The sequence below is a fragment of the Rhodococcus sp. OK302 genome (assembly GCF_002245895.1).
Lineage (GTDB): Bacteria > Actinomycetota > Actinomycetes > Mycobacteriales > Mycobacteriaceae > Rhodococcus_F.
In genome coordinates this window covers 3376687-3403656 of record NZ_NPJZ01000001.1, presented here as the reverse complement: position 1 = coordinate 3403656, position 26970 = coordinate 3376687, and the positions used below count along the sequence as shown (strand labels likewise).

At 61.8% G+C, this 26970-nt stretch carries 2 protein-coding genes; both read right to left on the bottom strand.

Annotated elements, in window-relative coordinates; translation table 11 throughout:
* Positions 1-59: 59 nt before the first annotated feature.
* Complete coding sequence (locus BDB13_RS15530; RefSeq protein WP_441347235.1) at positions 60-20114, bottom strand: non-ribosomal peptide synthase/polyketide synthase; 20055 nt, start codon at positions 20112-20114, stop codon at positions 60-62.
* Complete coding sequence (locus BDB13_RS33810; protein WP_441347197.1) at positions 20017-26877, bottom strand: amino acid adenylation domain-containing protein; 6861 nt, start codon at positions 26875-26877, stop codon at positions 20017-20019. Before BDB13_RS33810 ends, BDB13_RS15530 begins: the two co-directional genes overlap by 98 nt.
* Positions 26878-26970 lie beyond the last annotated feature (93 nt).

Genomic DNA, 26970 nt, shown 5'->3' with positions numbered 1-26970 from the left:
CATTCCCCGTCACGATGACCGGAAAACATCCGCAGTCGCCGACGCAGCCACCTGAACCGTCAGATCTCGGCGGTGATAGCACGAGCAAGCGCAGGTCCGATGATCGCCAAGGCATGCGGTTCGATCATCTCGTTGTGCCCGCAGTCCACCGGCTGCACATCGATTCGTCCCGTCACGAGCGGACTCCACTCCAGCGGCGATCGCGCATTGGCTGCTCCGTCCCCGTCACGCATCGCGGCAAAAACGTGCAGGTCCCCGTGATAGATCTGAGGAATGAACTGGTGACCAAGACGCCGGGAGTTCTTGTATCCGGTAGCGATCCGGGCGACGTCACGCGCGCGTACCCCGGTCTCGGTTCCGAACGTCTCGCCCAACAACTCGGCCGCACGCTCGTAAGTCATCTCATCACCCTTGTTTGTCTCCGTCCCCACGTCCTCGGCGCCTACGTCAAGTCCGAGTCCGAGCAGGAGTTCCCGGATATCGAGTTCCGCGGACTCCGGCGCTTCGCCGTTCTCGGGGTAACTGTCCATGACGGCCAGGGTCCCGACTTCTTCACCCGCCCTCTGCAATTCAACAGCCATCGCGTGGGCGATGATCCCGCCGAGCGACCAACCGAGCAGATCGTACGGACCTGTCGGTGCGATGGCCTGAAGTTCCTCGACGTAACGGTGTGCAAGCTGTTCGATCGACCGATATTCGCCGTCACCACTGATCGTGGGCAGTTGAAGCCCGTAGACAGGCCTGTCCGGGGGTAGGTGTTGCACCAGACCCGCGTATCCCCAGGACAACCCGATTCCCGGATGCACGCAGAACAGCGGCCTTCCACTTCCCTGCACACGCAACGGAATCACCACGGCGAGTGCCTCTTCCACGTCCGCACTGTGGGTGGGAATGTCGAGTCGTCGGGCAATTCCGGCCGGAGTGGGATCGAGGAACATCCACTGCAGCGGCACCTTCCGATCCAACCTGGCATGCAAGCCACTGACGATCTTCGTGGCGACGAGAGAGCTTCCGCCGAGGTCGAAGAAGCTGTCAGCCGTGCCCACCCGTTCCACCCCGAGAACCTCCGCGAACACTTCCACGATGACACGCTCGGTGTCCGTCGTCGGCGCACGGAATGCAGCAGCGAGTGATCCGAATTCCGGAGCGGGCAACGCCTTTCGGTCGAGTTTGCCCACGGGAGTCATCGGAATCCGATCGAGCACGACCACTGCGGCCGGCACCATGTGAGCCGGCAGTCGCTCGGCCGCATAGGTGCGTAGTTCTGCGGGAACCACATCCTGTCCGTCCTGAGCCCGAAGGTAGGAGACAAGTACCGTCTCACCCGCTGGCCCCGGGCGCCCGATGGTCGCTACGAAGGATACGGCCGGATGGCGAGCGAGCACGGCATCGATCTCTCCGAGTTCGATTCGGAAACCACGGACTTTGACCTGGAAGTCGCTGCGCCCGATGTATTCGAGGGTATAGCCGGTGCCGTTCTCGGACTGCCGCCAACGCACGACGTCGCCGGTCCGGTACATCCGGCTACTCGAGTCACCGAAGGGACAGGCTACAAATCGCTCCGAGGTCAACGCCATCCGATTGTGGTACCCGCGTGCCATACCTGGACCGGTAATATACAACTCGCCGTGCACCCCACCCGGGACTGGTTGCAGCCGCTCATCGAGGACCAAGAACCCGAATCCCAATGCTGGCGCACCGACATTCACACCCTCACCGGGATGCATAGGCTCACTGACACTTGCCTGAACGGTGGTCTCCGTCGGCCCGTACCCGCTGTGCAGGCTCCGCCCCGGCGCCCATTGTGCGACCACTTCCGGTGGACACGCCTCCCCCACCAAATCGAGGACACGAAGTGAGTCGAGACCTTCTTCGCCGAGGGACGACAATGCCGTCGGTGTGATGGTCGCATGGGTCACGTGCTCGCGCTTGAGCAGATCCGCCAAATCGCTGCCACCGTAGATTGTGGGCGGAACAATCACCACGCGAGCCGACGCACTGAACGCCATCATCAGTTCGAACACCGAAGCATCAAAACTCGGAGACGTCAGTTGCGACACCCGAGCGTCGTGCGTGACTTCGAATCGTTCTCGCGTTTCCGCGGTGAAATTGGCCAACCCTTGATGAGTGACGTTTACTCCCTTTGGCTTTCCGGTCGAACCCGACGTGTAGATGAGATAGGCCGGGTGTGCAAGATACAGCGGCCTGGTTCGATCTTCGTCGGTAAACGGCGATGACGACACAGCTGCCAACTGCTCGACAAAGTCCGCATCGTCGAGCACCAACCACGACACCGTGTGCGGAAGCTGACTCCGGTTGCCTCGCAACGTCAGACCGACCGATGCCCCGGAGTCGGAGAGCATGTAGTCGATACGCTCGGTGGGATATGCCGGATCCACCGGCACAAACGCCGCCCCGGCCTTGGTGATCGACCAGATCGAGACCACCGCCTCGATCGAACGCGGCATTCCCAACGCCACAAAAGTTTCCGGACCAACCCCGTGTCCTCGCAGAACCCGCGCCACACTGTTGGACCATTCGTCGAGTTCACGGTACGTGATCTGCCGATCCTCGTAGGACAGCGCGACGGCGTCGGGATCGAGTGCGGCGGCGGCTGTCAACATGTCGGGCAACAGTTCCGGTGGCACGTCGGGCGTGCCTCGCGCCGGCGCCAACTCTCGGCTCTCCTCCTTGTCGAGAAGCGGGATTTCGCCGATCGCCTCGTCGGGATCTTCGGTGACGGCAACCAGAATTCGAACGAATCGCTCGGCGAAACTTCGGACGGTGTCGCCGTCGAACAGATCCGTGGCAAAGTCAACAGCTCCGGTCATCCCGGCCGGTTCACCGTTCGAATCGAACTCCTCCACCAAGAGGAATTCGAGATCGACCTTGACGACGTCGAGTTCGGGATCGAGCCCCTGAACTTCCAATCCGGGCAGAGTCAGGACCGGTCGCTCGTTATTCTGAAATTCCAGGGAGACTTGGGAAATCGGTGAATACGCCGTCGACCTGGTCGGTCCGATTTCCTCCACGACACGTTCGAACGGAACGTCTGCATGGGCGAAGGCACCGAGGTCGACGTCGCGACAGCGCGCTGCCAGAGCCGTGAAAGGCTGCGCCGCGTCCACCGGTGTGCGGAGTGCAAGCGTCCCGACGAACATACCGACAAGATCGTCGAGCGCCCGTTCCCCACGACCGGCGATCGGCGTTCCGATCACCACGTCGTCGGTGCTGCCGAGTCGTGCCAGCAGGACCGCAAGTGCGGCGTGGATTGTCATGAACTCGGTGCAATGCAAGCTCCGCGACAGTTCCTTCACGCGCCGATGAAGGTCTCGGTCGACGGAAAAGTTGATGCGCCCGCCGCGGAAGGACTGCTGGGACGGCCGCTCACGATCGGTGGGTAGTTCCAGGAGATCCGGTGTGCCTGCCAGCGTGGTCGTCCAATAGTCGAGTTGCGCCGATAACAGCGACTCGGCGTCGTCATCGGAACCCAGTAGTTCGCGTTGCCACAGGGAGTAATCGGCGTATTGCACCGGGAGCATCGGCCACTCCGGCGCACTGCCGCCCACACGGGCGCCGTACGCCGTCATGACGTCGCGCACGAGCGGAACCATCGAGAAACCGTCTGCCGAAATATGATGCACCACAACGGCCAGTACGTGCTCTGTCGAGCTCAGCGAGAACAATCCCACGCGCAGTGGAGCACGGACGGTGACATCGAAACCGGCCGACACCAGCCGGGCAAGCTCGTCCCGCAGATGCTCCTCGTCGACAACAGGAACGGAAATCATTGAGGGAAGGGCACTCTCGGCAGGCAGTATCTGCTGAACCGGCCCGGACTCACGTTCCGGGAACACCGTTCGCAACGACTCGTGGCGACGTACGACGTCGATGATTGCGTCGCTCAATGCCCCCGCGTCGAGTGCACCTCGCAGCCGCACCACAATCGGGATGTTGTACGCCGGTGACGCGATGTCCAGTTGGTTGACGAACCACATCCGCTGCTGAGCAAACGAGAGCGGAATATCTTCCGGCCGTGGGCGAGCTGCGAGGATCGGACGCTCCGACCGTTCCTGCTCCGACTGGTCGATACGCCTGGCCAGCGCCGCGACTGTCGGCGCCTCGAAGAGGTCCCGTACGCCATTCTCGGCACCGAGAGACGCTCGGATCCGGGCCATTACCCGGGTAGCGCTCAGAGAGTTGCCACCGAGTTCGAAGAACCCGTCGTCGGCCCCGACATCGTCGATACCGAGCACCTCCGCGAAGATGCCCGCCACAGCCACCTCGATCGTGCCGGACGGAGCCCGGTAGTGCACTGCCCGGGAATCGAAGACGGGTTCCGGCAGTGCCGCGCGGTCCAGCTTGCCGACTGCTGTCAGTGGAACGCGTTCCAGCACCGTGATCGACGACGGCACCATGTGCGCCGGCAGACGGTCGGAAATTGCCCGGGTGAGCTCGGCACCGTCGAGAGTGCGTCCCGATGTCGGAACAACGTAGGACGCCAACAGCGTGTCGCCGGCAGGGCCACTGCGTGCGAGGGTGGCAGCAAATCCGACGTTCGGCTCCGACATGAGTACGGTGTCGATCTCACCAGGTTCGATCCGGAACCCCCGCACCTTGACCTGGAAGTCGCTGCGGCCCACGTACTCGAGGCTGTGCTCCGCTGTCCATCGCACGATGTCGCCGGTGCGATACATCCGCGTTCCGGGCTGCGACGGGTCCGCAACAAACCGTTCGGCGGTAAGGGCCGGCCTGCGGTGATACCCCCGGGCCAGTCCCACCCCGGCGAGATACAACTCGCCCGGAACTCCCACCGGGACTGGTTGCAGTCGGTGATCGAGTACCAGTTCCGCCACTCCTCGAATGGGCCCACCGATGGTGATCGGCATCTCGGGGACCATCGGTTCGCTGATGTTGGACATGACGGTGGTCTCGGTCGGTCCGTAAGCGTTATACAACCGCCGACCTCCCGCTCGGGAATTCCGAAGATCCGGGTCGGCCCACCGGGCAACGAGTTCAGGCGGACACGCCTCGCCACCGAACACAACGTCTGCAAGAGATTCGAGCCCCGTCGGATCGAGCGACGCCAACGCAGCGGTCGTGATGAACGCATGGGTGACCCGTTCACGTTTGACGAGGTCCGCCAGTTCGTTGCCACCGTAAATGTCGGTCGGCACGATCACCATGGTCGCACCGGCACCGAAGGCCTGCAGATACTCGAACACCGATCCGTCGAAACTCGGTGTCGAAAAATGCAACGTGCGGGATTGTGGTGTCGCTCCGAATCGTTCGATCTGATCGCGAGCAAAATTATCCAGTCCACGATGGGTAACCACCACACCCTTCGGCAGGCCCGTCGACCCCGACGTGTACACCACGTAAGCGGCACTGTCGAGCGCAACTGCGGGGATTCGGTGCACGCGACTCCCGGATTGCTGTGCGCATTCTCGAGCGAAGTCAGGATCGTCGAGAACCATCCAGTCAGTGGTGCCAGGCAACCGGTCTCGGTGCTCCATCGTGGTCACACCGAGCGCGACTCCGGAATCGCTGAGCATATGAACAATGCGCCCGTCCGGGTAACTGGGGTCGATGGGCACAAATGCCGCGCCGGTCTTCGCTACCGCCCATACCGACAAGACCGACTCAATGGAGCGCGGTATCCCGATTGCCACAAAGGTTTCCGGGCCGACGCCTCGCGAGATGAGCACACGCGCCAGACGGTTCGATCGTTTGTCGAGATCGCCGTAGCTGAGGTCAACATCCCTATAGGACAACGCAATCGCGCGAGGATCCAGCCCAGCCGCGTCTTCGAGAATCTGCGCCAGAGTGCGAGTGGACCCGCCCGATCCGCCACTGACCGGCACTAGATCCCGATGCTCCTGCTCAGTCAGCAGCGACAGCGCCGCCAACGACTGGTCCGGATCGGTGCAGGCGGCGAGTGCCTGCACCAGCCGCCCCGCGACGGCGTCAATTGTATTCGCGTCGAGGGCATCTGGAAGGTACTCGAACTTGAGGCGCAGCCGAGCGTCGACGGACGCCACCAGGCTCAACGGGTAGTGGGCTGCGTCTTTTGCGTCCACCCCGACCACCCGCATTCCAGCGATATCGGTATCGGTGGTCAAACCGCCACGATCCACCGGATAGGACTCGAACACTGCCAGAGTGTCGAATCCGACCTCGGGTCCCGCTGCCCGCCGAATGTCAGCCAGGCCGATGTAGTGGTGATCCAACAACGCAGCCTGCTCGGCCTGAACCCGCTCGAGCACATCGCCCAGAGATTCGGAGGGCAGCAACCTGATTCGGATGGGAAGCGTGTTGATGAACAGTCCGACCATCGTCTCGATGCCGGCCAGTTCGGGCGGCCGTCCCGAGACCGTGGCACCGAACACCACGTCGTCGCGGCCGGTCAACGCGGCGAGCACAATCCCCCACGACACCTGAACAATCGTGTTGACGGTCAGCCCACGCGAGCGCGCGACGTCGAGGATCCGTGCGGTCTGGTCCTCGGCCAGGTCAAAAACCCGCTCCTGAGAAATCGTCGACAGCTGCTGCTGCCCCCTTTCAGAGGGAAGTAGCAACGTCGGCCCGTCTACCCCGGCCAGGGCCTGCGCCCACATCTCTCGCGAAGCACCCTGATCTCGGTTCTTCATCCACTCCAGATAATCGCGATACCCGCGCACCCGGGGCAGCGAGGTTTGGTCTCCATCCGTGGCATAGAGCGTCAGCAACTCCGTAATCAGCAGCGGCATCGACCACCCGTCGAGAAGAATGTGATGGTTGGTCAACACCAGTAGGTAGTTATCCGGTGCAGTCTTGATCACCAAGAACCGAATCAACGGAGCCCGTGTCATCTCGAACGGGCGGAGCCTGTCATCACCGAGGATCCGCTCTACATCCATCGCACTCGATTCGGGTGTGGTCAGATCCACTTCAGTCCACGGTATTTCCACCCGTGCCCGTACAACTTGAATCGTGTTGCCCTCGGCGTCGTGCAGAAATGCGGTGCGCAAGTTGGAGTGCCGGTTCAGTAGGGTGTCGGCCGCACGGCGCAACCGAGGCGCATCCACGGAGCCGACCAGTTCAAGGCTCACCTGCACCAGATAGGCGTCGACGGACTCGTCGGCAAGTTCCGCGTGAAAGTGCATGCCGGCCTGCAGCGGCGACAGTGACAACACGTCACTCAGGTCTGGAACGCGGCTCTCGAGTTCATCGATACCATCCTGCCGAAGTTCAACGAGATCAAAATCCGACGGCGTGAATCCAGTCCCACCAGCTTGTGCATGTGCGCCCAGAGCGTGCAGCGCCTGTGCCCACCCCTGCGCAAGTTCATCAACCTCCTCGCGGGTGATGACGCCCGGCGGGAACGTCCACGTCGAGGTCAACACGGGGCCGTCATCGGTGTCGACGGTCATTGCATTGACATCGACAACGGCAGCAAGGGGCATGTCCGCAGTCAACCGTTCACGCAGTCCGGGTTCCTCGATCGGCACCCAGCCGTCGGCGCTCCGGGTAGAGCTCGCGCCCATTCTCCCGAGGTAGTTGAAACTGATCTGAGGCATCGCCTGAGATGAAAGTGCGTGGGCGGTATCAGTATTCAGATATCGAAGGAGACCGAAACCGATACCGTGATCGGGAACCGCGAGAAGTTGTTCCTTCACCTTCTTGATCGCGGCACCGGCGGACGGACCCCCGGCGAAGGCGTCGTCAAGATCCACACCGCGCAGATCGAGTCGCAGGGGGAAGATGGTGGTGAACCATCCGATTGTGCGAGAGAGGTCCGCTCCGGGCGCCAACTGCTCTTCTCGTCCGTGGCCCTCGAGGCTCAGAAGTACTTCTGCCAACTCGATCTCACGGCGTCGACGCCAACGGATCAACGCCAAAGCAAGCGCCGTCAGCAATCCGTCGCCCACGCTGCCGTGGAAGGCTGCCGGCACTGTCGTCAATAGCGCCTCGGTCAGTGAAGGCGGAAGTCGTACCTCAATGTCAACGGCGGTATCGGAAGGGGCCAGTGGCCGCGAACCCAGCATCGGATCGGATGCATCCAGCATTCCTCGCCACAACTCGAGTTCGGCAATACGGCGAGGATCGTGGGCGGAGTCGACGAGTGCGTGCGCCCACCGGCGCATCGATGTCCCGGCAGGCTCGAGCGTCGGCTCCGAACCGGACTGCAGTTGCGCACACGCACTGACGAGGTCGGGTATCAGGATCCGCCAGGACACGCCGTCCATCGCTAGATGATGGACCGCGATCAGCAACCTCGCGGCGGTGCTGTCGTCCCGATCGTCGCTGTCTTCACTGTCTTCGCTGTCTTCGCTGTCCAGCCAGACCACCTGCAGCATCACGCCCGACGCAGGATCGAGGCGATCGAGAGCCGCGCCGAGTTCCCGCGCCGCACACTCGGCGTCTACTCCGGATCCCTGCACCCGACGGACCACCGCGGCCGCACGCACCGCCCCTTCGGCCTGTACCACCATCCGCCAACCGGTTTCAGTGCTGTCGGTGCGGAACACCTTCGCCCGCAGTAGATCGTGTCGGTCCACCACGACCTGCAGTGCCCGCGTCAAGGTGTCTACGTCCAGTGTTGCGGGAATCGTGAACAGCGCTGACTGTGAATAACGACGGAAATCCCCGCCTCGTCCGAGCATCCACGACGCGATCGGTGTCAACGGAATTTCGCCGATGCCGCCACCTCCCAGTTCCGGGAGGACACTCACCTCGTCGGCTGTCCCCGCTATCTCGGCTAGTGCCGCAACAGTTTTGCGATCGAACACATCACGCGGCGAGATCACTACTCCGGCAGCTTTAGCTCGGGTGACCAGCTGGATCGACATGATCGAATCCCCACCGATCGTGAAAAACGAGTCGTGGACGCCGACGGAATCGAGACCCAGAACCTGCGCGAACAGTTCTGCCAGGACACGTTCGGTGTCGGTGACCGGCAGCCGGCTCGGTGTCACATTCTTTCCGAAGTCTGCTTCGGGTAGGGCTTTTCGATCCAGTTTGCCATTCAGCGTCAGCGGCAACTCGCCCAAGACCAGCACTGCCGCCGGCACCATGTACGACGCCAGTCTCTGCGCCACTGCATCGACGATCGCGGCCGGATCGATCACCGCACCGTTCTCCGGCACCACATACCCGACCAATCGATCCCCGAGCGCTGTCACCGCCGATTGCGCAACCCCGCCGCACGCGAGCAGTGCAGACTCCACCTCACCGAGTTCGATGCGATAGCCCTTCACCTGAACCTGGAAATCGTTGCGCCCAAGGTACTCCAACATTTCGTTCGCGTTCCACCGGCCGAGATCACCCGACCGGTACATCCGCGATCCGGGAGTGAAGGGGTCGGGAACAAACCGGGAAGCGGTGAGGGCGGACCGGCCGAGATATCCGCGCGAGACCTGCGCACCGGAGACGTACATTTCCCCGATAACACCGGGCGGCACCGGATGGAGTCGTCCGTCGAGCACGTAGACCCGCAGTCCGGGCAGGCCGTGGCCGATCACCGACGCGGACTCGTGTGCCGCCCGGTCACGGTCGATCTCCAGATGGCTGACATGCACCGTTGTTTCGGTGATGCCGTACATGTTGACCAGAACCGGTGCTGTTTCATCTCGTCGCTCGTACCAGCGTTTCAGATGCCCGAATTCGAGGGCTTCCCCACCGAAGATCACGTACCGCAATGCCAGATCGGGAGTACCGGCGAGACGATCCGCTTCCGCCAACTGATAGAAGGCAGTGGGCGTCTGATTGAGGACGGTGACGCGTTGCTCGCGCAGTAGGTCCAGGAACTTCGCGGGTGAGCGTGCCGTGAAGTAGTCGACCAGCACCAGTCGACCACCGTGGCAGAGCGCTCCCCACATTTCCCACACCGAGAAGTCGAATGCGGAGGAATGGAACATCGTCCACACATCAGTCGGCCCGAATCCGAAGAGCGACTGGGTGTTGGCCAGCAAGGTGGCCACGTTGCGATGCGAAACCTGTACGCCCTTCGGCTGCCCGGTAGAACCCGACGTGTAGATGATGTAAGCCACCGAGTCGGGATGCAGCGAGCCCTGCCGGTCTGCGTTTTCCACCGGCAGTGACGAAAACCGCTGCAGCGCAGACACTGTCTCCGGATCGTCGAGCATGATCATCGGGAGATCGAAGTTGTCAACTGCATCCGAGTCCGCAGTAGTGGTGAGTACACACCGCGGCCGTGCATCACCGAGAATGAAGGCCAACCGCTCTGTCGGAGAGGTCACGTCCACGGGTACGTAACCGGCGCCGGACTTCACCACTGCCAGAATGGCGACAACAAGATCGACCGAAGTTGTCATCGCCACGGCCACTCGCGATTCTGCAGCTACGCCCCGAGCCACGAGGAGCCTTGCGAGCCGGTTCGCTCGCGCGTCGAGTTCCCCGTATGTCACGGCGGCGGAGTCGCCTGGTGATACCGCCACGGTATCGCCCGACAACACCACCGCCTGATCAAATAGTTCCGCCAAGGTCGCCGACGTTCCCAGGCGATTCGCTGACGTGAGCACATGTTCCGCCGCGCGCAGGATGTCGATATCCCCCACGGGCTTGGCCGGATCGGTGGTGACGCTCTCCACTACTCTCAGGTATCGCTCTGAGATCCGCTGCACTGACTCACGATCGAATACGTCGGACGCGTACCGGAAGCCGGCGCTGATCCCCGCCGGCGCACCATGCTCGTCGACACGCTCCATCAGGCTCAGCTGCAAATCAAATTTCGCAACGTCCAGATCCACATCGATCGACCGGACGGCAAGTCCAGGCAGTTCCAGGCGCAGTGCAGTGCTGTTCTGGAATTCGAGTAACACCTGAAAGAGCGGTGCGTGCGCAGTCGATCGCTCGGGGGCAAGCTCGTCCACCAGACGTTCGAACGGAATGTCCGCGTGCTCGAGTGCACCGAGGTCCGCCGCTCGCACACTGCTGAGAACATCGGCGAATGTGGACCCTGAGTCGACGTGAGTACGCAGGACAAGTGTGTTGACAAACATCCCCACGACGCCGTCGAGTTCCCGGCGGCCGCGGCCTGCTACCGGAGTTCCCACGACCACATCATCCGATCCTGACAACCTTTCCAGTAGCACCACCAATGCGGCGTGCATCACCATGAACAGTGACGAATTACTGTGGTGCGCAAGATTTATCAGTGTCCGATGCAGTGCGGGTTCGATGTCGAATGCAACGACTCCGCCGGCTACGGACCGTTGTGCGGGCCGCGGTCGATCCAGCGGCAACTGCAGTAGTTCCGGGATTCCCGACAATGTCCGCGTCCAGTAGTCGAGCTGGCCCGACACCTCCGAACCCGCCTGCGCATCCGTGCCCAGCACCTCGCGCTGCCACAGGGTGTAATCGGCATACTGCACTGGCAGTGGTTCCCACTCCGGCAACTGTTGCCGTGTACGGGCGGAATAGGCGAGCATCAAATCCCGCGCCAAGGGCGCCATTGAGACGCCGTCGGCAGCAATGTGATGGACGACGATGGCAAAGACATGCCGCTCCGGGGCAAGCCTCAGCAACTTCACCCGGAGCGGAAGTTCTTCGGAGACGTCGAATCCGACGCCGAAGAAGTGATCGAGCGCGGATCGCAATTCTCCGTCGGACACGTGCACCGGACTCAGGTCCAGAACAACGGTGGCGGGATCGGCAATCGTCTGTCGAGGCCCATCCGAAGAGCCGGGAAATACGGTACGCAGAGACTCGTGTCGTTCGATGACGTCACCGAGCGCCGCTCGCAACGCATCTGGATCGAGCACACCTTCCAACCGCAGCGCGACGGGGATGTTATAGGCCGGCGAGGACGTGTCGAATTGATTGACAAACCACATCCGCTGTTGCGCAAGGGAAAGGGGAATCCGATCGGGTCGCGTCCTCCCGCTGAGCATCGCGACACCCGCAGTAGTCTGCGCTGTCGATTCGACCCACACAGCCAACGCGGACACTACTGGTGCGTCGAACAATGCCGCGATACTCAACGTTGAACCCAGGGCACTGTTGATGCGCGCCACCGCCCGGGCGGCGCTGAGTGAGTCTCCCCCAAGATCGAAGAAACTGTCATCCGCGCTGATGCGCTCTACGCCGAGCACATCAGCGAAGGCCGTGGCCACCGCCTGCTCCGTTGGCGAGCTGGGCGAACGAAAGGTGGTTCCACTGAAACCGGTATCCGGTAATGCTTTTCGATCCAACTTCCCATTCACCGTCACCGGCAACCCCGACAACACCACCAACACCGACGGCACCATAAACCCCACCAACTCCGCCGCCACACCCCCCAACACCACCCCCACATCCAACGACACCCCACTCACCGGCACCACAAACCCCGCCAAATACTCCCCACCAACACCACCCCGCAACACCACCACCGCCTGCGCCACCCCCACCTGACGCAACAACACCGCCTCCACCTCACCCAGTTCGACGCGCTGCCCCCGCAACTTCACCTGAAAATCACTACGCCCCACATACTCCAACTCACCAGAGCTAGCAACATCCCCCCTCACTCCGCTCGAGCTAGCAACATCCCCCCTCGCTCCGCTCAACCGCACCCACCGCACCACATCCCCCGACCGATACAAACGAGAACCCGACCCCCCGAACGGATCCGCCACAAACCGATCCGCCGTCAAATCAGCCCGACCCACATACCCCCGCGCCAACTGCACACCACCGAGATACAACTCCCCCACCACACCCACCGGCACCGGACGCAACCGCGAATCCAACACAAACACCCGCGTATTCCACACCGGCACACCGATCGGAACCGACCCAACCCCAACAACACCCGACCCGAACTCATGAAACGTCACATCCACCGACGCCTCCGTCGGACCATACAAATTATGCAACTCAACACCCGGCAACACATCACGCAACCGCACCGCCGACACCACCGACAACGACTCACCCGACGCAAACACCCGCCGCAACCCCACACACGCCGCCGCACCCGACTCCGCCACAAAAACATCCAACATCGACGGCACAAAATGCACCACCGTCACCGCCTGCCCCACAATCACCCGAGACAAATACACCGGATCACGATGCCCACCCGCAACCGCAACCACCACCCGAGCACCAACAATCAACGGCCAGAACAACTCCCACACCGACACATCAAACGTCACCGGCGTCTTCTGCAACACCACATCATCCGAAGACAACGGGTACCGATCCTGCATCCACAACAACCGATTCACCACCCCCACCTGCGGCACCACCACCCCCTTCGGACGACCCGTCGAACCCGACGTAAACATCACATACGCCGGATGCTCCGGCAACAACCGCGCCACCCGATCCGCATCCGTCACCCGAACCGACGAAAACCCCGACACATCAACAACATCAAGCTCGACAACCCGAACCCCCACCGGCAACCCACCACCGCCACCGGAAACCGTCAAAATCAACACCGCACCCGCCGACGACACCGCAAACCCCACACGCTCCACCGGCTGATCCACATCTACCGGCACATACGCCCCACCCGCCTTCACCACCGCATAAATCGCCACCAACAACTCCACACTGCGCCCCACCGCAACCCCCACCGACACCTCCGGCCCCACCCCCACCGAAATCAAAAACCTCGCCAACCGATTCACCCGAGCATCAAACTCCCGATACGACAACGCCGTACCCTCGAACACCACCGCAACAGCACCCGGAGTCCGCGCCACCTGCGCATCAAACAGATCCGCCAACGTCACCCCCGGCAACGCATGCCCCGTCGCATTCCACGAATCGAGTACCAACTCCCGCTCACCCGAAACAAAGATGTCGACCTCACCGACCGGAGTACTCACGTCGTCGGCGATGGTCTCGAGAATCCGAACCAAGCGTTCGCCAAGCATTGTCATCGTCGCGCGGTCGAAGATTCCCGGCTGATAGCGCAGACTCAACCGTAGGCTGGGTTCGAGGATCGACAGCAGTGTGATCGGGTAGTGAGTGGCGTCGCGCGCATCAAGGTCGGTGACGCGCATACCGACGATGTCGCTGTTCTCGTCCAACCCGGATTTGTCGACGGGGTACGACTCGAACACGGACAACGTGTCGAAGAGGTTGCCCAGACCCGCGCGCGACTGCACCTCGCCAAGGCTGACCTCGTGATAGTCGAGGAGCCTCGACTGTTCGCCCTGCAATCGGGTGAGCAGTTGCGCGAGCGACTCCTCCGGGCTAATCCGCACGCGGACCGGCAACGTGTTGATGAAGAGCCCCATCATGTTCTCGACGCCGGGCAGTTGCGGCGGGCGACCCGCGACGGTGGTACCGAATATGACATCGTCGCGAGAGAGCAAGCGGGACAGGAGAACTCCCCACGCTGCCTGAACCACTGTGTTCATCGTGATCCCACCGCTGCGAACAACCTCGGCGAGCGCGTCACGCACGGTATCCGGCAGCACGATATCAACGTCTTCAGGCACACCGTAGGCTGCGGCAGAGCCCGGTGGTGCCAGTAACGTCGGCTCCTCGAGGCCGTCGAGCGCAGCTTCCCAAGCGCTCGACGTCGCTTCGCGGTCACGGTTCGCCAACCATTCCAAATAGGAGCGGTACGAGGGTGGATTCGGCAGACCTGCTGGAGTTCCATCGGCGGCGTAGCGCGTCAACAACTCGCGCACCAGCAACGGCATCGACCAGCCGTCCAAGATGATGTGGTGATTCGTTATCGCCAGAACGAATTGCTCTGGCGCGGTTCGGAAGAGTGTCAGTCGCAGGTGCGGCGGCGCTGCAAGATCGAACCGGGCGCGGCGGTCTGCGTCGAGCGCCCGTGCAAGTTCCGATTCGATGTCAGTCCCGCTGGCGCTGAGATCCACCGCCCGCCACGGCACCTCCACGTCATCGACAACCACTTGCGCGGGCACCCCCTCGTCGTCGTAGACAAACGCGGTTCGCAGATTCGGATGCCTGGCCAGCAACCCGGCCGCCGCAGTCCGCAGACGCCCGGCGTCAACCCGGCCCTCGAGATTGATGCGCAACTGCGCTGTGTACACATCCATCGAGGACGCGGCCAGCGCCGCGTGGAACAGCAGTCCGGACTGCAACGGAGACAGCGACCAAACATCCTCCAATGCCGGAAACTGTGCCTCCCATCGCTCGATCTGCTGCTGGCTCACCGTCACCAGCGGAACATCGGACGGCGTCAGTCCGCCCGCATCCGGCCGTGACGTGTACGCAGCGAGCCCTCCCAGGGCGCGGTGCCACAGTTCCGTGAACTCCGTAATCTCGGCTTCGCTGAGCACTCCCCGCGGGAAAGCAAACGACGCCCGAAGACCAGGCCCGTCCGGGCTGTCGTCAACGAAAGCGTTGATATCGATTGCCGATGCGACCGGCATTTCGGGATTTTGGGTTCCGCCGAGCTGACGGCTGCCCGTCACCGGCAGCCAGTCCTGAGTCCCGTCCGAGCTAGCTACTCGCCCGAGATAGTTGAAACTGACTTGCGGAGAGCGGAATCGAGATAATGACTCTGACGACTCACTGTCGAGATAGCGCAATAGTCCGAAGCCGATTCCGTGATCCGGGATCGCGAGCAACTGCTCCTTGACTGCTTTGATCGCCTGCCCCGCCGCGCTACCGCCTGCCATGGCGTCGTCGATATCGATTCCGGTCAGATCCAACCGCGCCGGATACAGCGTGGTGAACCACCCGACAGTGCGAGACAAGTCTGCGCCGTCGACGACTTGCTCCTCGCGACCGTGCCCTTCGAGGTTGATCAACGCATCCTCGACCGTGCCGCCCTGGCGTCGTCGCCAGGTAATCAGTGCCATCGCCAGGGCCGTGAGCAGGCCGTCACCCACGCTTCCGTGAACAGCTTCCGGAAGTGCGGTCAGCAGAGCGCTGGTCACGCTCGACGATACTTCGACGCTCACGGTATCCACGGTTGAATCGACATCGGTGACGGGATCCAGTGGGCGCGAACCGATCAGCGGATCGCGGCCGTCCAAGATGTTCTTCCACAGTTCCAGTTCGGGAGTACGTTGCTGCGCGGCATCGAGCAGACCGTGGGTCCACCGCCGCATCGACGTACCCACTGCTGGCAGCGCCGGAGAGGCACCACTCTGAATGTGGCTGCAGGCCAAGGCGAGATCGGAGATGAGAATGCGCCAGGAGACACCGTCGACCACCAGGTGGTTCACGACAACAAGGAGTCGTCCGCTTTCGTTCGGGGCATCGAACCAGACCACGCGCACCATCTCGGCAGTGGCTGGATTCAAATGGTCGGCCGCCGCGGCGAGTTCGGTTTCCGCGAGTGCGATGAAATCATCTCCCTGCACCGTATCGACCGGCACCCGCCGCACCAGTGCCTCCGCTGTCGCCGTACCCGTCGGCAGCACTTCCATACCGGCGCGCATTTCCGGGAGAAGGCGCGCACGGAGCATGTCGTGCCGGTCCAGTACCGCTCCGACCGCTCGAACAAGTACGTCGTAGGTGAGTCCGACTGGGGCTGCCAGCAACAGTGACTGGGAGAACTTGTCGACTTGTCCCCCACTACGTTCGAGCATCCATCGCGATACGGGTGTCAGTGGCAGGGGCCCGACCCCGGCGCCCGTCAACTCGTCGAGGCCGACCGTGCGGTCATGATCGAAACTCGCTGCCTCGGCAAGCCTCGCGACAGTTCGTCTGTCGAATACATCTCGGGGAGAGAGGATAACGCCGGCGTCTCTGGCACGGGCCACCAACTGTATCGACATGATGCTGTCGCCGCCGAGAGCGAAGAAGGAGTCGTCCACGCCCACCGAGTCCAGGCGAAGGACGTCCGTGAACAGTCCGGCAAGGAGTTTCTCGGTCTCGGTTCTCGGGGGTCGGTTCGTAGACACCGCTGCAGCGAAGTCCGGTGCGGGAAGTGCTGAGCGGTTGAGCTTTCCGTGCACCGTCAAGGGAAGCGTGTCGAGCACTACCAGCGCTGCCGGCACCATGTACGACGCCAATTGTCCACTGACAAAGTCCAGAACGGCTCTCGAATCGATTCTGGTGCCGGATTCCGGTACCAGGTAACCGATCAGCCGACCACCGCCGCTGTCACCGATGTCTCCGTTCCACACCTGCGTCACGGCTTGGGCTACATCGTCGTGTGCCAGCAGTGCCGACTCGACTTCGCCGCGTTCGATCCGGAATCCGCGGATCTTCACCTGGGAATCGGTACGTCCGAGATATTCCAACTGTTGATCGGCCGTCCACCGCACCCGATCGCCGGTTCGATACATCCGACTTCCTGCCGGGCCGAACGGATTGGCGACAAAGTGTTCGGCGGTCAGCGGGAACCGCTGATGATAACCACGAGCGAGAGCCGGACCGGCGAGATACAACTCACCGGTGACACCCGCCGGCACGGGTTGCAACCGAGAATCCAGTACTGCCTCTGTGAACCCCCGAGTCGGCGCACCAATGGTCACCGGCGCCTCCGCCACCAGTTGGCCACTGATACTGGAGACGACCGTCGCTTCGGTTGGCCCGTACGCGTTGAACATTCGCCGACCTCGTGCCCATTGGGCGACCAACTCGGGAGGACAGGCCTCGCCGCCGGTCACAACACATTCGAGGGCAGTGAGACCAGCGGGATCAACCGACGCGAGCGCCGCCGGAGTAACAAAGCAGTGGGTGACCTGCTGTGATTCCAACAGATCCGCCAACTCGGCACCGCCGAGGACCGTTGGCGGAGCGATCACCATCGTGGCGCCCGCACCGATCGCCAGCAGCAACTCGAGAACTGACGCATCGAAGCTCGGCGACGCAAAATGCAGTGTTCTGGAGCGGACCGAAGTCGCAAACGTCTCCCACTCTTGGGCCGCAAAATTGGACAGACCGCGGTGCGTGGTGACCACGCCTTTGGGCGTTCCCGTCGATCCGGACGTGTAGATCAGGTAGGCAGGGTTGTCGATCAGGATCGGTGACGTCCGCTCGTCATCGCTGAGCGCCGCCGACGAATACCTCGCAAGCTGGTCTTCACAGTCCATTCCGCCCAGCACGATCCATGCCGCAGTGTCGGGAAGTGCCGCCCGTTGCGCCGACGTCGTCACGCCCCAGACTGCTCCGGAGTCCGTGAGCATGTATTCGATCCGCCCAGCCGGATGATTCGGATCTACCGGAAGAAACGCCGCCCCGGATTTGGCCACTGCCCAGACTGCAAGGATGGCGTCGACAGAACGCGGTATACACACCGCTACCACCGTCTCGGGGCCGGCGCCACGCTCGATCAACATACGGGCCAACTGATTCGAACGCTCGTCGAGTTCGCCGTAGCAAACCTCCCGTCCCTCGAAGGCTAGCGCCACGGCATCCGGATCGTGTGCGGTTGCCTCTGCCAACAGTTCCGGCAACGTCCTCGGTGTTAGTGCCTCACCGCCCGGTGCCGGAGCGAGTTCAGCGCGCTCGGAGATCCCCAGGATATCGATGTCGCCGACTCTGACGTCAGCGCTCTCGGTTACCGTCTCGAGGATGCACTGGAATCGCCTCGCGAACCCGGCAACTGTTTCCTCATCGAAAAGATCAGTTGCATAACCGAATTCCGCCGTAATTCCAGCTGGAATCCCGTCGGCGTCGACGTTCTCGGACACTGTCAACTGGAGATCGAAGTTGGTGGTGTCGATCGGAGCATCAAGACTCCGAATCTGCAGGCCCGGGAGTTCCAGTGTGGGGCGCTCGATGTCCTGGAACTCCAGCATCACTTGGAAGAGCGGCGAGTATGCGGTGGACCGGGACGGATTCAAAACCTCTACGACCCGTTCGAACGGGACTTCCGCATGGGTGAATGCACCCAGATCGCCTTCCCTGACCATCCCGAGTACATCGGAGAATGTGGCATCTCCGTTGATGCGTGTGCGCAAGACAAGTGTGTTGACGAACATGCCCACAATGTCGTCTAGTTCCCTCTCACCACGTCCGGCGATCGGCGTCCCGACCGTGATGTCGTCGCCACCGCTCAGTCGTGCCAGCAGAATCGCCAGTACTGCATGCATAGTCATGAAGACCGTTGCGTTGTGATTGCGTGCCAGCGCCACCACACCGGCGTGAACCTCTTCACCGATGCCAAATTCGAAATGGTCCGCTTGGAGAGATCGGACAGCCGGGCGGGGGCGGTCAGTGGGTATCTCCAATACTTCTGGCAGGTCTGACAGTGCGGCAGTCCAGTAGGCCAACTGTCGCGAAATCAACGACTCCTCATCGGATTCCGAACCCAGCCACTCGCGCTGCCACAGCGTGTAGTCGGCGTACTGCACATCGAGCGGCGTCCAATCCGGTTCTGAACCGTTCAGGCGAGACGAATACGCGGTCATGACATCTCGCGCCAAAGGTGCCATCGAGAAACCGTCGGACGCGATGTGATGCACGACCACTGCCAGCGTGTGCGCATCCTCCGCGAGCCGGAACAGGCTCGCACGCAACGGGATCTGCGCCGTCACGTCAAATCCTGTCGACAACACCCGATGACACAGTTCGCGAAGTTCGGCGTCACCCGACACGACGATCGGATCAAGGCCGAGTAATGCGCTTGTCGTCGGCAAGATCACCTGCTGCGGCCCGTCATCAGCAAGCGGGAAAATGGTGCGCAGCGTCTCATGTCGCGCGATGACGTCCGCGAATGCCTGGCGAAGCGCGCTCACGTCAAGCCGCCCTTCGAGGCTCAACACAAACGCGACGTTGTAGGCCGACGACGACGTGTCGAACTGATTGACAAACCACAGACGCTGCTGAGCCAGCGACACGGGGACTTTTGTTGAACCTTCCCGCGGCTTCAAGGGCGGGCGGGATTCCAATCCGTCCTCCGATTGCGCCAGCACCGCCAGACCTGCGACGGTGGGGGCATCGAAGACATCACGAACGCTGATCCGGTCGCCGACTACAGCATTGATCCGCGCCACCAGCCGAGTGGCAATCAGGGAGTTCCCACCAAGAGCGAAGAAGTTGTCGTCTACTCCCGCTCTGACGATTCCGAGTAGGTCGGCCACAACGGAGGCCACTATCTGTTCGATCGGGTTGCGAGGAGCTGCAAATTCGACTGCATCAGCACTGAAACCGGTATCCGGTAGCCCTTTTCGATCCAACTTCCCATTCACCGTCACCGGCAACCCCGACAACACCACCAACACCGACGGCACCATAAACCCCACCAACTCCGCCGCCACACCCCCAACACCACCCCACATCCAACGACACCCCACTCACCGGCACCACAAACCCCGCCAAATACTCCCCACCAACACCACCCCGCAACACCACCACCGCCTGCGCCACCCCCACCTGACGCAACAACACCGCCTCCACCTCACCCAGTTCGACGCGCTGCCCCCGCAACTTCACCTGAAAATCACTACGCCCCACATACTCCAACTCACCAGAGCTAGCAACATCCCCCCTCACTCCGCTCGAGCTAGCAACATCCCCCCTCGCTCCGCTCAACCGCACCCACCGCACCACATCCCCCGACCGATACAAACGAGAACCCGACCCCCCGAACGGATCCGCCACAAACCGATCCGCCGTCAAATCAGCCCGACCCACATACCCCCGCGCCAACTGCACACCACCGAGATACAACTCCCCCACCACACCCACCGGCACCGGACGCAACCGCGAATCCAACACAAACACCCGCGTATTCCACACCGGCACACCGATCGGAACCGACCCAACCCCAACAACACCCGACCCGAACTCATGAAACGTCACATCCACCGACGCCTCCGTCGGACCATACAAATTATGCAACTCAACACCCGGCAACACATCACGCAACCGCACCGCCGACACCACCGACAACGACTCACCCGACGCAAACACCCGCCGCAACCCCACACACGCCGCCGCACCCGACTCCGCCACAAAAACATCCAACATCGACGGCACAAAATGCACCACCGTCACCGCCTGCCCCACAATCACCCGAGACAAATACACCGGATCACGATGCCCACCCGCAACCGCAACCACCACCCGAGCACCAACAATCAACGGCCAGAACAACTCCCACACCGACACATCAAACGTCACCGGCGTCTTCTGCAACACCACATCATCCGAAGACAACGGGTACCGATCCTGCATCCACAACAACCGATTCACCACCCCCACCTGCGGCACCACCACCCCCTTCGGACGACCCGTCGAACCCGACGTAAACATCACATACGCCGGATGCTCCGGCAACAACCGCGCCACCCGATCCGCATCCGTCACCCGAACCGACGAAAACCCCGACACATCAACAACATCAAGCTCGACAACCCGAACCCCCACCGGCAACCCACCACCGCCACCGGAAACCGTCAAAATCAACACCGCACCCGCCGACGACACCGCAAACCCCACACGCTCCACCGGCTGATCCACATCTACCGGCACATACGCCCCACCCGCCTTCACCACCGCATAAATCGCCACCAACAACTCCACACTGCGCCCCACCGCAACCCCCACCGACACCTCCGGCCCCACCCCCACCGAAATCAAAAACCTCGCCAACCGATTCACCCGAGCATCAAACTCCCGATACGACAACGCCGTACCCTCGAACACCACCGCAACAGCACCCGGCGTCCGCGCCACCTGCGCATCAAAAAGATCCGCCAACGTCACCCCCGGCAACGCATGCCCCGTCGCATTCCACGAATCGAGTACCAACTCCCGCTCACCCGGCCCGAGAACCTCGATATCGCCGACAGCCCTATCCGGTTCCGCAACAACACTTTCCATAATCCGAATGAATCGCTCCCCGAATCCCGACACTGTCAGCCGATCGAACACATCGGACGCAAAAGTGAATGCTCCGGAGATACCGTCCGCAGAACCCGACTCGTCGTAGCGCTCCGCAAGCGTCAACTGCAGATCAAACTTGGACACTCCGGCATCAACGTCAACCACCTCCACCGACAGTCCCGGCAATTCCAGATTGGGGGCGACGGTGTTCTGGAACTCCAGCAAGATCTGAAACAGCGGAGAGTGTGACGTCGAACGATCCGGTGCGAGCGCTTCCACCACTCTCTCGAACGGCACCTCGGTGTGTCCGAATGCCTCCAGGTCAACCTTCCGCACCTCGGACAGCGTCTGCGCAAAGGTCGTGCCCGGGTCGACGGCCGTCCGCAGCACCACAGTGTTGACAAACATCCCGACCAGATCGTCGAGCGCCTCCTCCCCGCGTCCTCCGGTCGGCGTCCCGATGGTGATATCCGTGGACCCACTCAGACGCGCTGCCAATACCACCAGTGCTGCATGCATAACCATGAACATTGTGGAGTTGTGTTGCCGTGCAAGCGCGAGAAGGTCCCGATGCAACGCCGGAGATACCGAGAACTTGACGATCCCGCCTTGTAACGAACGGTCCCGGGGCCGCGGCCGATCCAAGGGAAGGTCGATCGGGCCGGGGAGGTCCGACAATGCTGACTTCCAGTAGTCCAACTGCGCCGACATGATGCTGTCGGGATCCTGGTCGCTACCAAGAATTTCCGTCTGCCACAGACTGAAATCGGCATAGTGCACCGGGAGTGGATTCCAGTCTGGCGACTGCCCCTGAACACGCGCGTCGTAGGCAATTGCCAGATCGCGAGCGAGTGGTGCCAGCGACGCTCCGTCGGCCGAAATGTGGTGAACCACCAGCAGGAGGACGTGCTCGTCGGGTCCGGTCCGGAACAGAACGCCCCGGACCGGCACCGTCTTGCTCACATCAAAACCCCGCGAAGCGAACTCGGTGATCGACGTTTCAACATCGCTGCACACCTGCGGTCTCAGATCCGGAACTACCGGAGCCGACGGAACGATCATCTGATGAGGGCCGTCTGCAGATGCCGGATAGACAGTCCGAAGCGACTCGTGCCGTTCGATCACGTCACCCAGTGCAGCGCGGAGCGCCGCCACATCGAGATCGCCGGACAGGCGCACCACCATCGGGATGTTGTAGGCCGACGAGGAGGTGTCGAACTGGTTGATGAACCAGATACGCTGCTGCGCCGGCGAAACCGGGATGATGTCGGGACGCGATCGTGCCGTCAGAACTGGCCGATCGAGGTGCCACAGTGCAGCTTGCCCGATCTGCTGTGCCAGAGTCTCCACCGTCGGTGCCTCGAACAGCGTCCGGACACCGAGGTCAACGCCGAGAGCCCGATTGAGTCGCGCAATTACCCTGGTTGCGGCCAGCGAGTTTCCTCCGAGGTCGAAGAAGCTGTCGCCCCGGCCAATTCGAGCCACACCCAGTACATCGGCCAATACCTGCGCGACTGTCTGTTCGACGCGGCCTGTCGGGGCGCGGAACTCCGCCTCCGACGAGACAAATTGCGGCGCCGGCAACGCTGCGCGATCGAGCTTCCCCACCGCCGTCATCGGCATCTCGACCAGTACGACGATCGCCGCCGGAATCATATACGTCGGCAATTGCTCTGTGACATAGTCCATCACCTGGGCAGCTACCAGCACTTGCCCGGCCACCGGCACGACGTACGACACAAGCATCGTATCGCCCGACGGCCCTGGTCGCGACGTCGTCAACGCTGTCCTCACGTGTGGATGAGTGTGGAGGACGGTATCGATCTCGCCCAATTCGATACGGAAGCCGCGTACCTTCACCTGAAAGTCACTGCGGCCGACGTACTCGAGTGTGCGATCGGTTCGCCAGCGCACTACATCCCCGGTTCGGTACATCCGCTCACCCGGGCTACCAAAGGGATTGGCTACGAAGCGTTCCGCCGTCAACGCAGATTTGCCGTGATACCCGCGGGCCAGTGCTTCGCCCGCGACGTACAGTTCCCCCGCGACTCCAAGTGGTACCGCCTTCAACCGTGCGTCGAGAACTACCTCGCAGATTCCTCGCAGCGGTCCGCCCAGGGTGATCGCGTCCGCCGGTGACATCGGTTCACTGATGTTCGCCATGACAGTTGCCTCAGTCGGCCCGTAGGCATTACACAACCTCCGACCCGACGCCCACCGCTTCACCAACTCCGGCGGGCACGCCTCGCCACCGAACACCACATCCTGAAATTCTGAAAGTCCCTCCGGTTCAACAGTTCCGAGCGCAGCAGTTGTTATGAATCCGTGCGTGACCCGCTCATTTCTCAAAAACCGGGACAACTCCTCCCCACCGTAAATCGTGGGCGGAACGATCACCATCGTCGCTCCGGCACCGAAGGCGTGCAGATACTCGGAGACCGACGCATCGAAACTCGGCGTGGAAAAATGCAGGATCCGCGAGTCTTGCGTCGCCCCGAATCGTGAAAGATGCTCGGCGGCAAGGTTGTCCAGGCCTCGATGGGTGACCGGGACGCCTTTCGGTCTGCCCGTAGAACCGGACGTGTAAATCACGTAGGCGGGATTATCCCGGTGGAGCGGCCGGATACGTTGAGCGTCGGTAACTCCGAACGCTGCTTGCGTCGAACACTCCGTCCGAAACTCTGGGTCGTCGAGCACCAGCCACGGAATCGAATTCGGCAGTCGCGAGCGATCAGCAGACACAGTCACTCCGGCGGCCGCACCGGAATCATCCAACATGTGCTGGATCCGGTCTGCGGGAAAACTCGGATCCACCGGTACAAATGCCGCGCCAGTCTTGGCTATCGCCAGCACGGACAGGACGGACTCGATCGAGCGTGCAATCCCCAGCGCTACATAGTCTTCCGTGCCAATTCCCTGTGCGACCAAGACTCGCGCGAGCTGGTTCGAGCGCTCGTCCACTTCGCGATAGGTCAACGTGACACCGCAATACGAGAGGGCTACGCCGTCAGGATTCGCTTGTGCTGCAGCATCGAACAGTTCCGGTAGCGTGCGTTCCGAGCGGGCCACTGCGCCCTGAACCGGAACGAGAGTTCGACGTTCGGCATCGACGAGGATATCGATGTCGCCTACTCCGATATCGGGGGTGATCGTGATCGCCTCCAGAATGCGGCGAAATCTCGTCCCGAGACCACGAACAGTCTCCGCGTCGAACAGATCTGTCGCGAACCCGAGATTCACCGTGATGCCGGCAGGATTGCCTCCTGCATCGAAAACCTCCGACGCGGTCACCCGAAGATCGAACCGGCCGATTCCATTGTCCCCCACACCTTCTTCCCCATCACGATCCTCAAACATCACCTGGGCGATCGGGGAATATGCCGGAGAATCACCCATCTCGAGCGACCGAACCAACTCTTCGAAAGGAACCTCGCTGTGATCGAAGGCCTCCGCATCGGTGTCCCGAACCAGACACAGGAGATGCACGAAGGACATTTCCATCTCAACGCGGGTCCGCAGCACAATGACGTCTGCGGGCCCGGAGACCGCCGTTCCGACCACCACGTCGGATGTGCCCGAAAGCCTGCTCAGCAGCACGGCGAAAGCCGCATGCAAAACCGCAAAACTAGTGGCGCTGTGGTCGGCGGCCACTTCGATCACTCTGCGGTGGGTATCAGCGCCGATCTGGACTCGGGCGCCATCGACTCGCAGGGATTGCGAGGCCGGCCGAGCCCGATCGGACGGCAATTTCAGAAGCTCCGGAATCCCCGAAAGCTGATTCTTCCAGTATTCGAGTTGGTCAACTATTCGATGTCGTCGCTCGCCTTCGAGAGCTGTCGCCCGGTGAATTGTGTCGAGCTTGGCGCCCGGGTCTGACGCGATGAACTCTTCCAACAATTCAACGAACTGCGTGTGGTGTGTCCGGAGCGCGGAGTCTGTGTATCGATTCGGATTTGCTCGGAAGTCGACAAAGATCTCTGCTCGCGTGCCGCTCGGGTACACGTTGATCAGCAGATCTTCGACCGGACCGGACGTGACGATGTGGTACTCGCCCACCATCGAGCCCAGGGCGATGTTCTGCCGGAACAGCATGACGTTGACCATGGGTCCGGACAATCCGTCCCCGCTGCGACCGAGATCGCGGCGGATATCGTCCAAACTGCACCGCTGATGCCGCAACGCACCCATCAGTTCTTGCTGAACCGAAGTCACGAGTTCGGATACTGTATCCCCTTCGTCAACCGAAATCGCGAGTGGCGCAACGTTGACCATCATGCCGCCGGACTTGCGAAGGGCGGACGTTGTTCGTCCGGACAACGGAACATTCACCAGTACAGAGGTTTTGGAAGTCATCCGCGCCAGATAGCAGGCGATGGCGGCAACAACCGTTGCTGCCTGCCGCTCGGATTCCTCGAGCCCGACACACGCCGCGCCGGAGAGCAAGGCACTTTCGACTCTGCTCCTCGCCAGTGAGGGTGCCGACACATCGGACAGGGTCGAGCCTTCGAGCGCTGAAGTTCGCGTCGCCCAGTACTCCCGATCTGCTACATACCGATCCGACGACCGATAGCGAGAGTCGATCTCGTACAGCTCACGCTGGGCGGCAGCGTGATTCAAGTCCGGTTCACAGCCGGCGACCGCGGCAGAATAGCGGTGCGCGATGCGGTTCATCATCGTCATGGCACCGTATCCGTCGAGCGCGACGTGATGAATGCGGCTGTACCACAGGTAATGCGAAGGCCCCACACACAGGATCGAGGTTTCTACCAGTCGATCGACTCCGAGATCGAGTTGCCTCTGGTAGTCCCGATTCATCAGATCGTGCGCAGCGGCAACCGGGTCGGCCTCGCCACGAAAATCGATGAAGTCGACAGGAATATCGATCGTGTTGTCCACGTACTGCATCGGACGGCCATCGATCTCGATCACCTTGAGTAACGGTGACTGAAACTCGTGTGCAACCGCAACGGTTTCCTGTCGCAACAGGTCAACATCGAGTTCTCCGCGCAACTCGACGTAATGCGCAATCGAAATCGGTACGTCGGGTTGAATTTGTTGCGCGAACCAGGTCGCTCGTTGCGCCGCGGACAACGGAAAATACTCGGCGCTCGATATGTGCTCTACGGAACTATTTTCTACGGACTTCCTGACGTCGATAGGTTCCACCACGGTCCCGCCCTGTAGGTCGCGCGACCGGGGAAAACGTGGCCGCCTGACAGATCTGTACTCACATCGATGAGAGGCGGAACCCGCCCCTCATAG

What these genes read in the sequence shown, in the direction of transcription:
- BDB13_RS15530 (WP_441347235.1), bottom strand. Translation starts at nt 20,114, where the DNA reads ATGGTGCCGTCGGTGTTGGTGGTGTTGTCGGGGTTGCCGGTGACGGTG.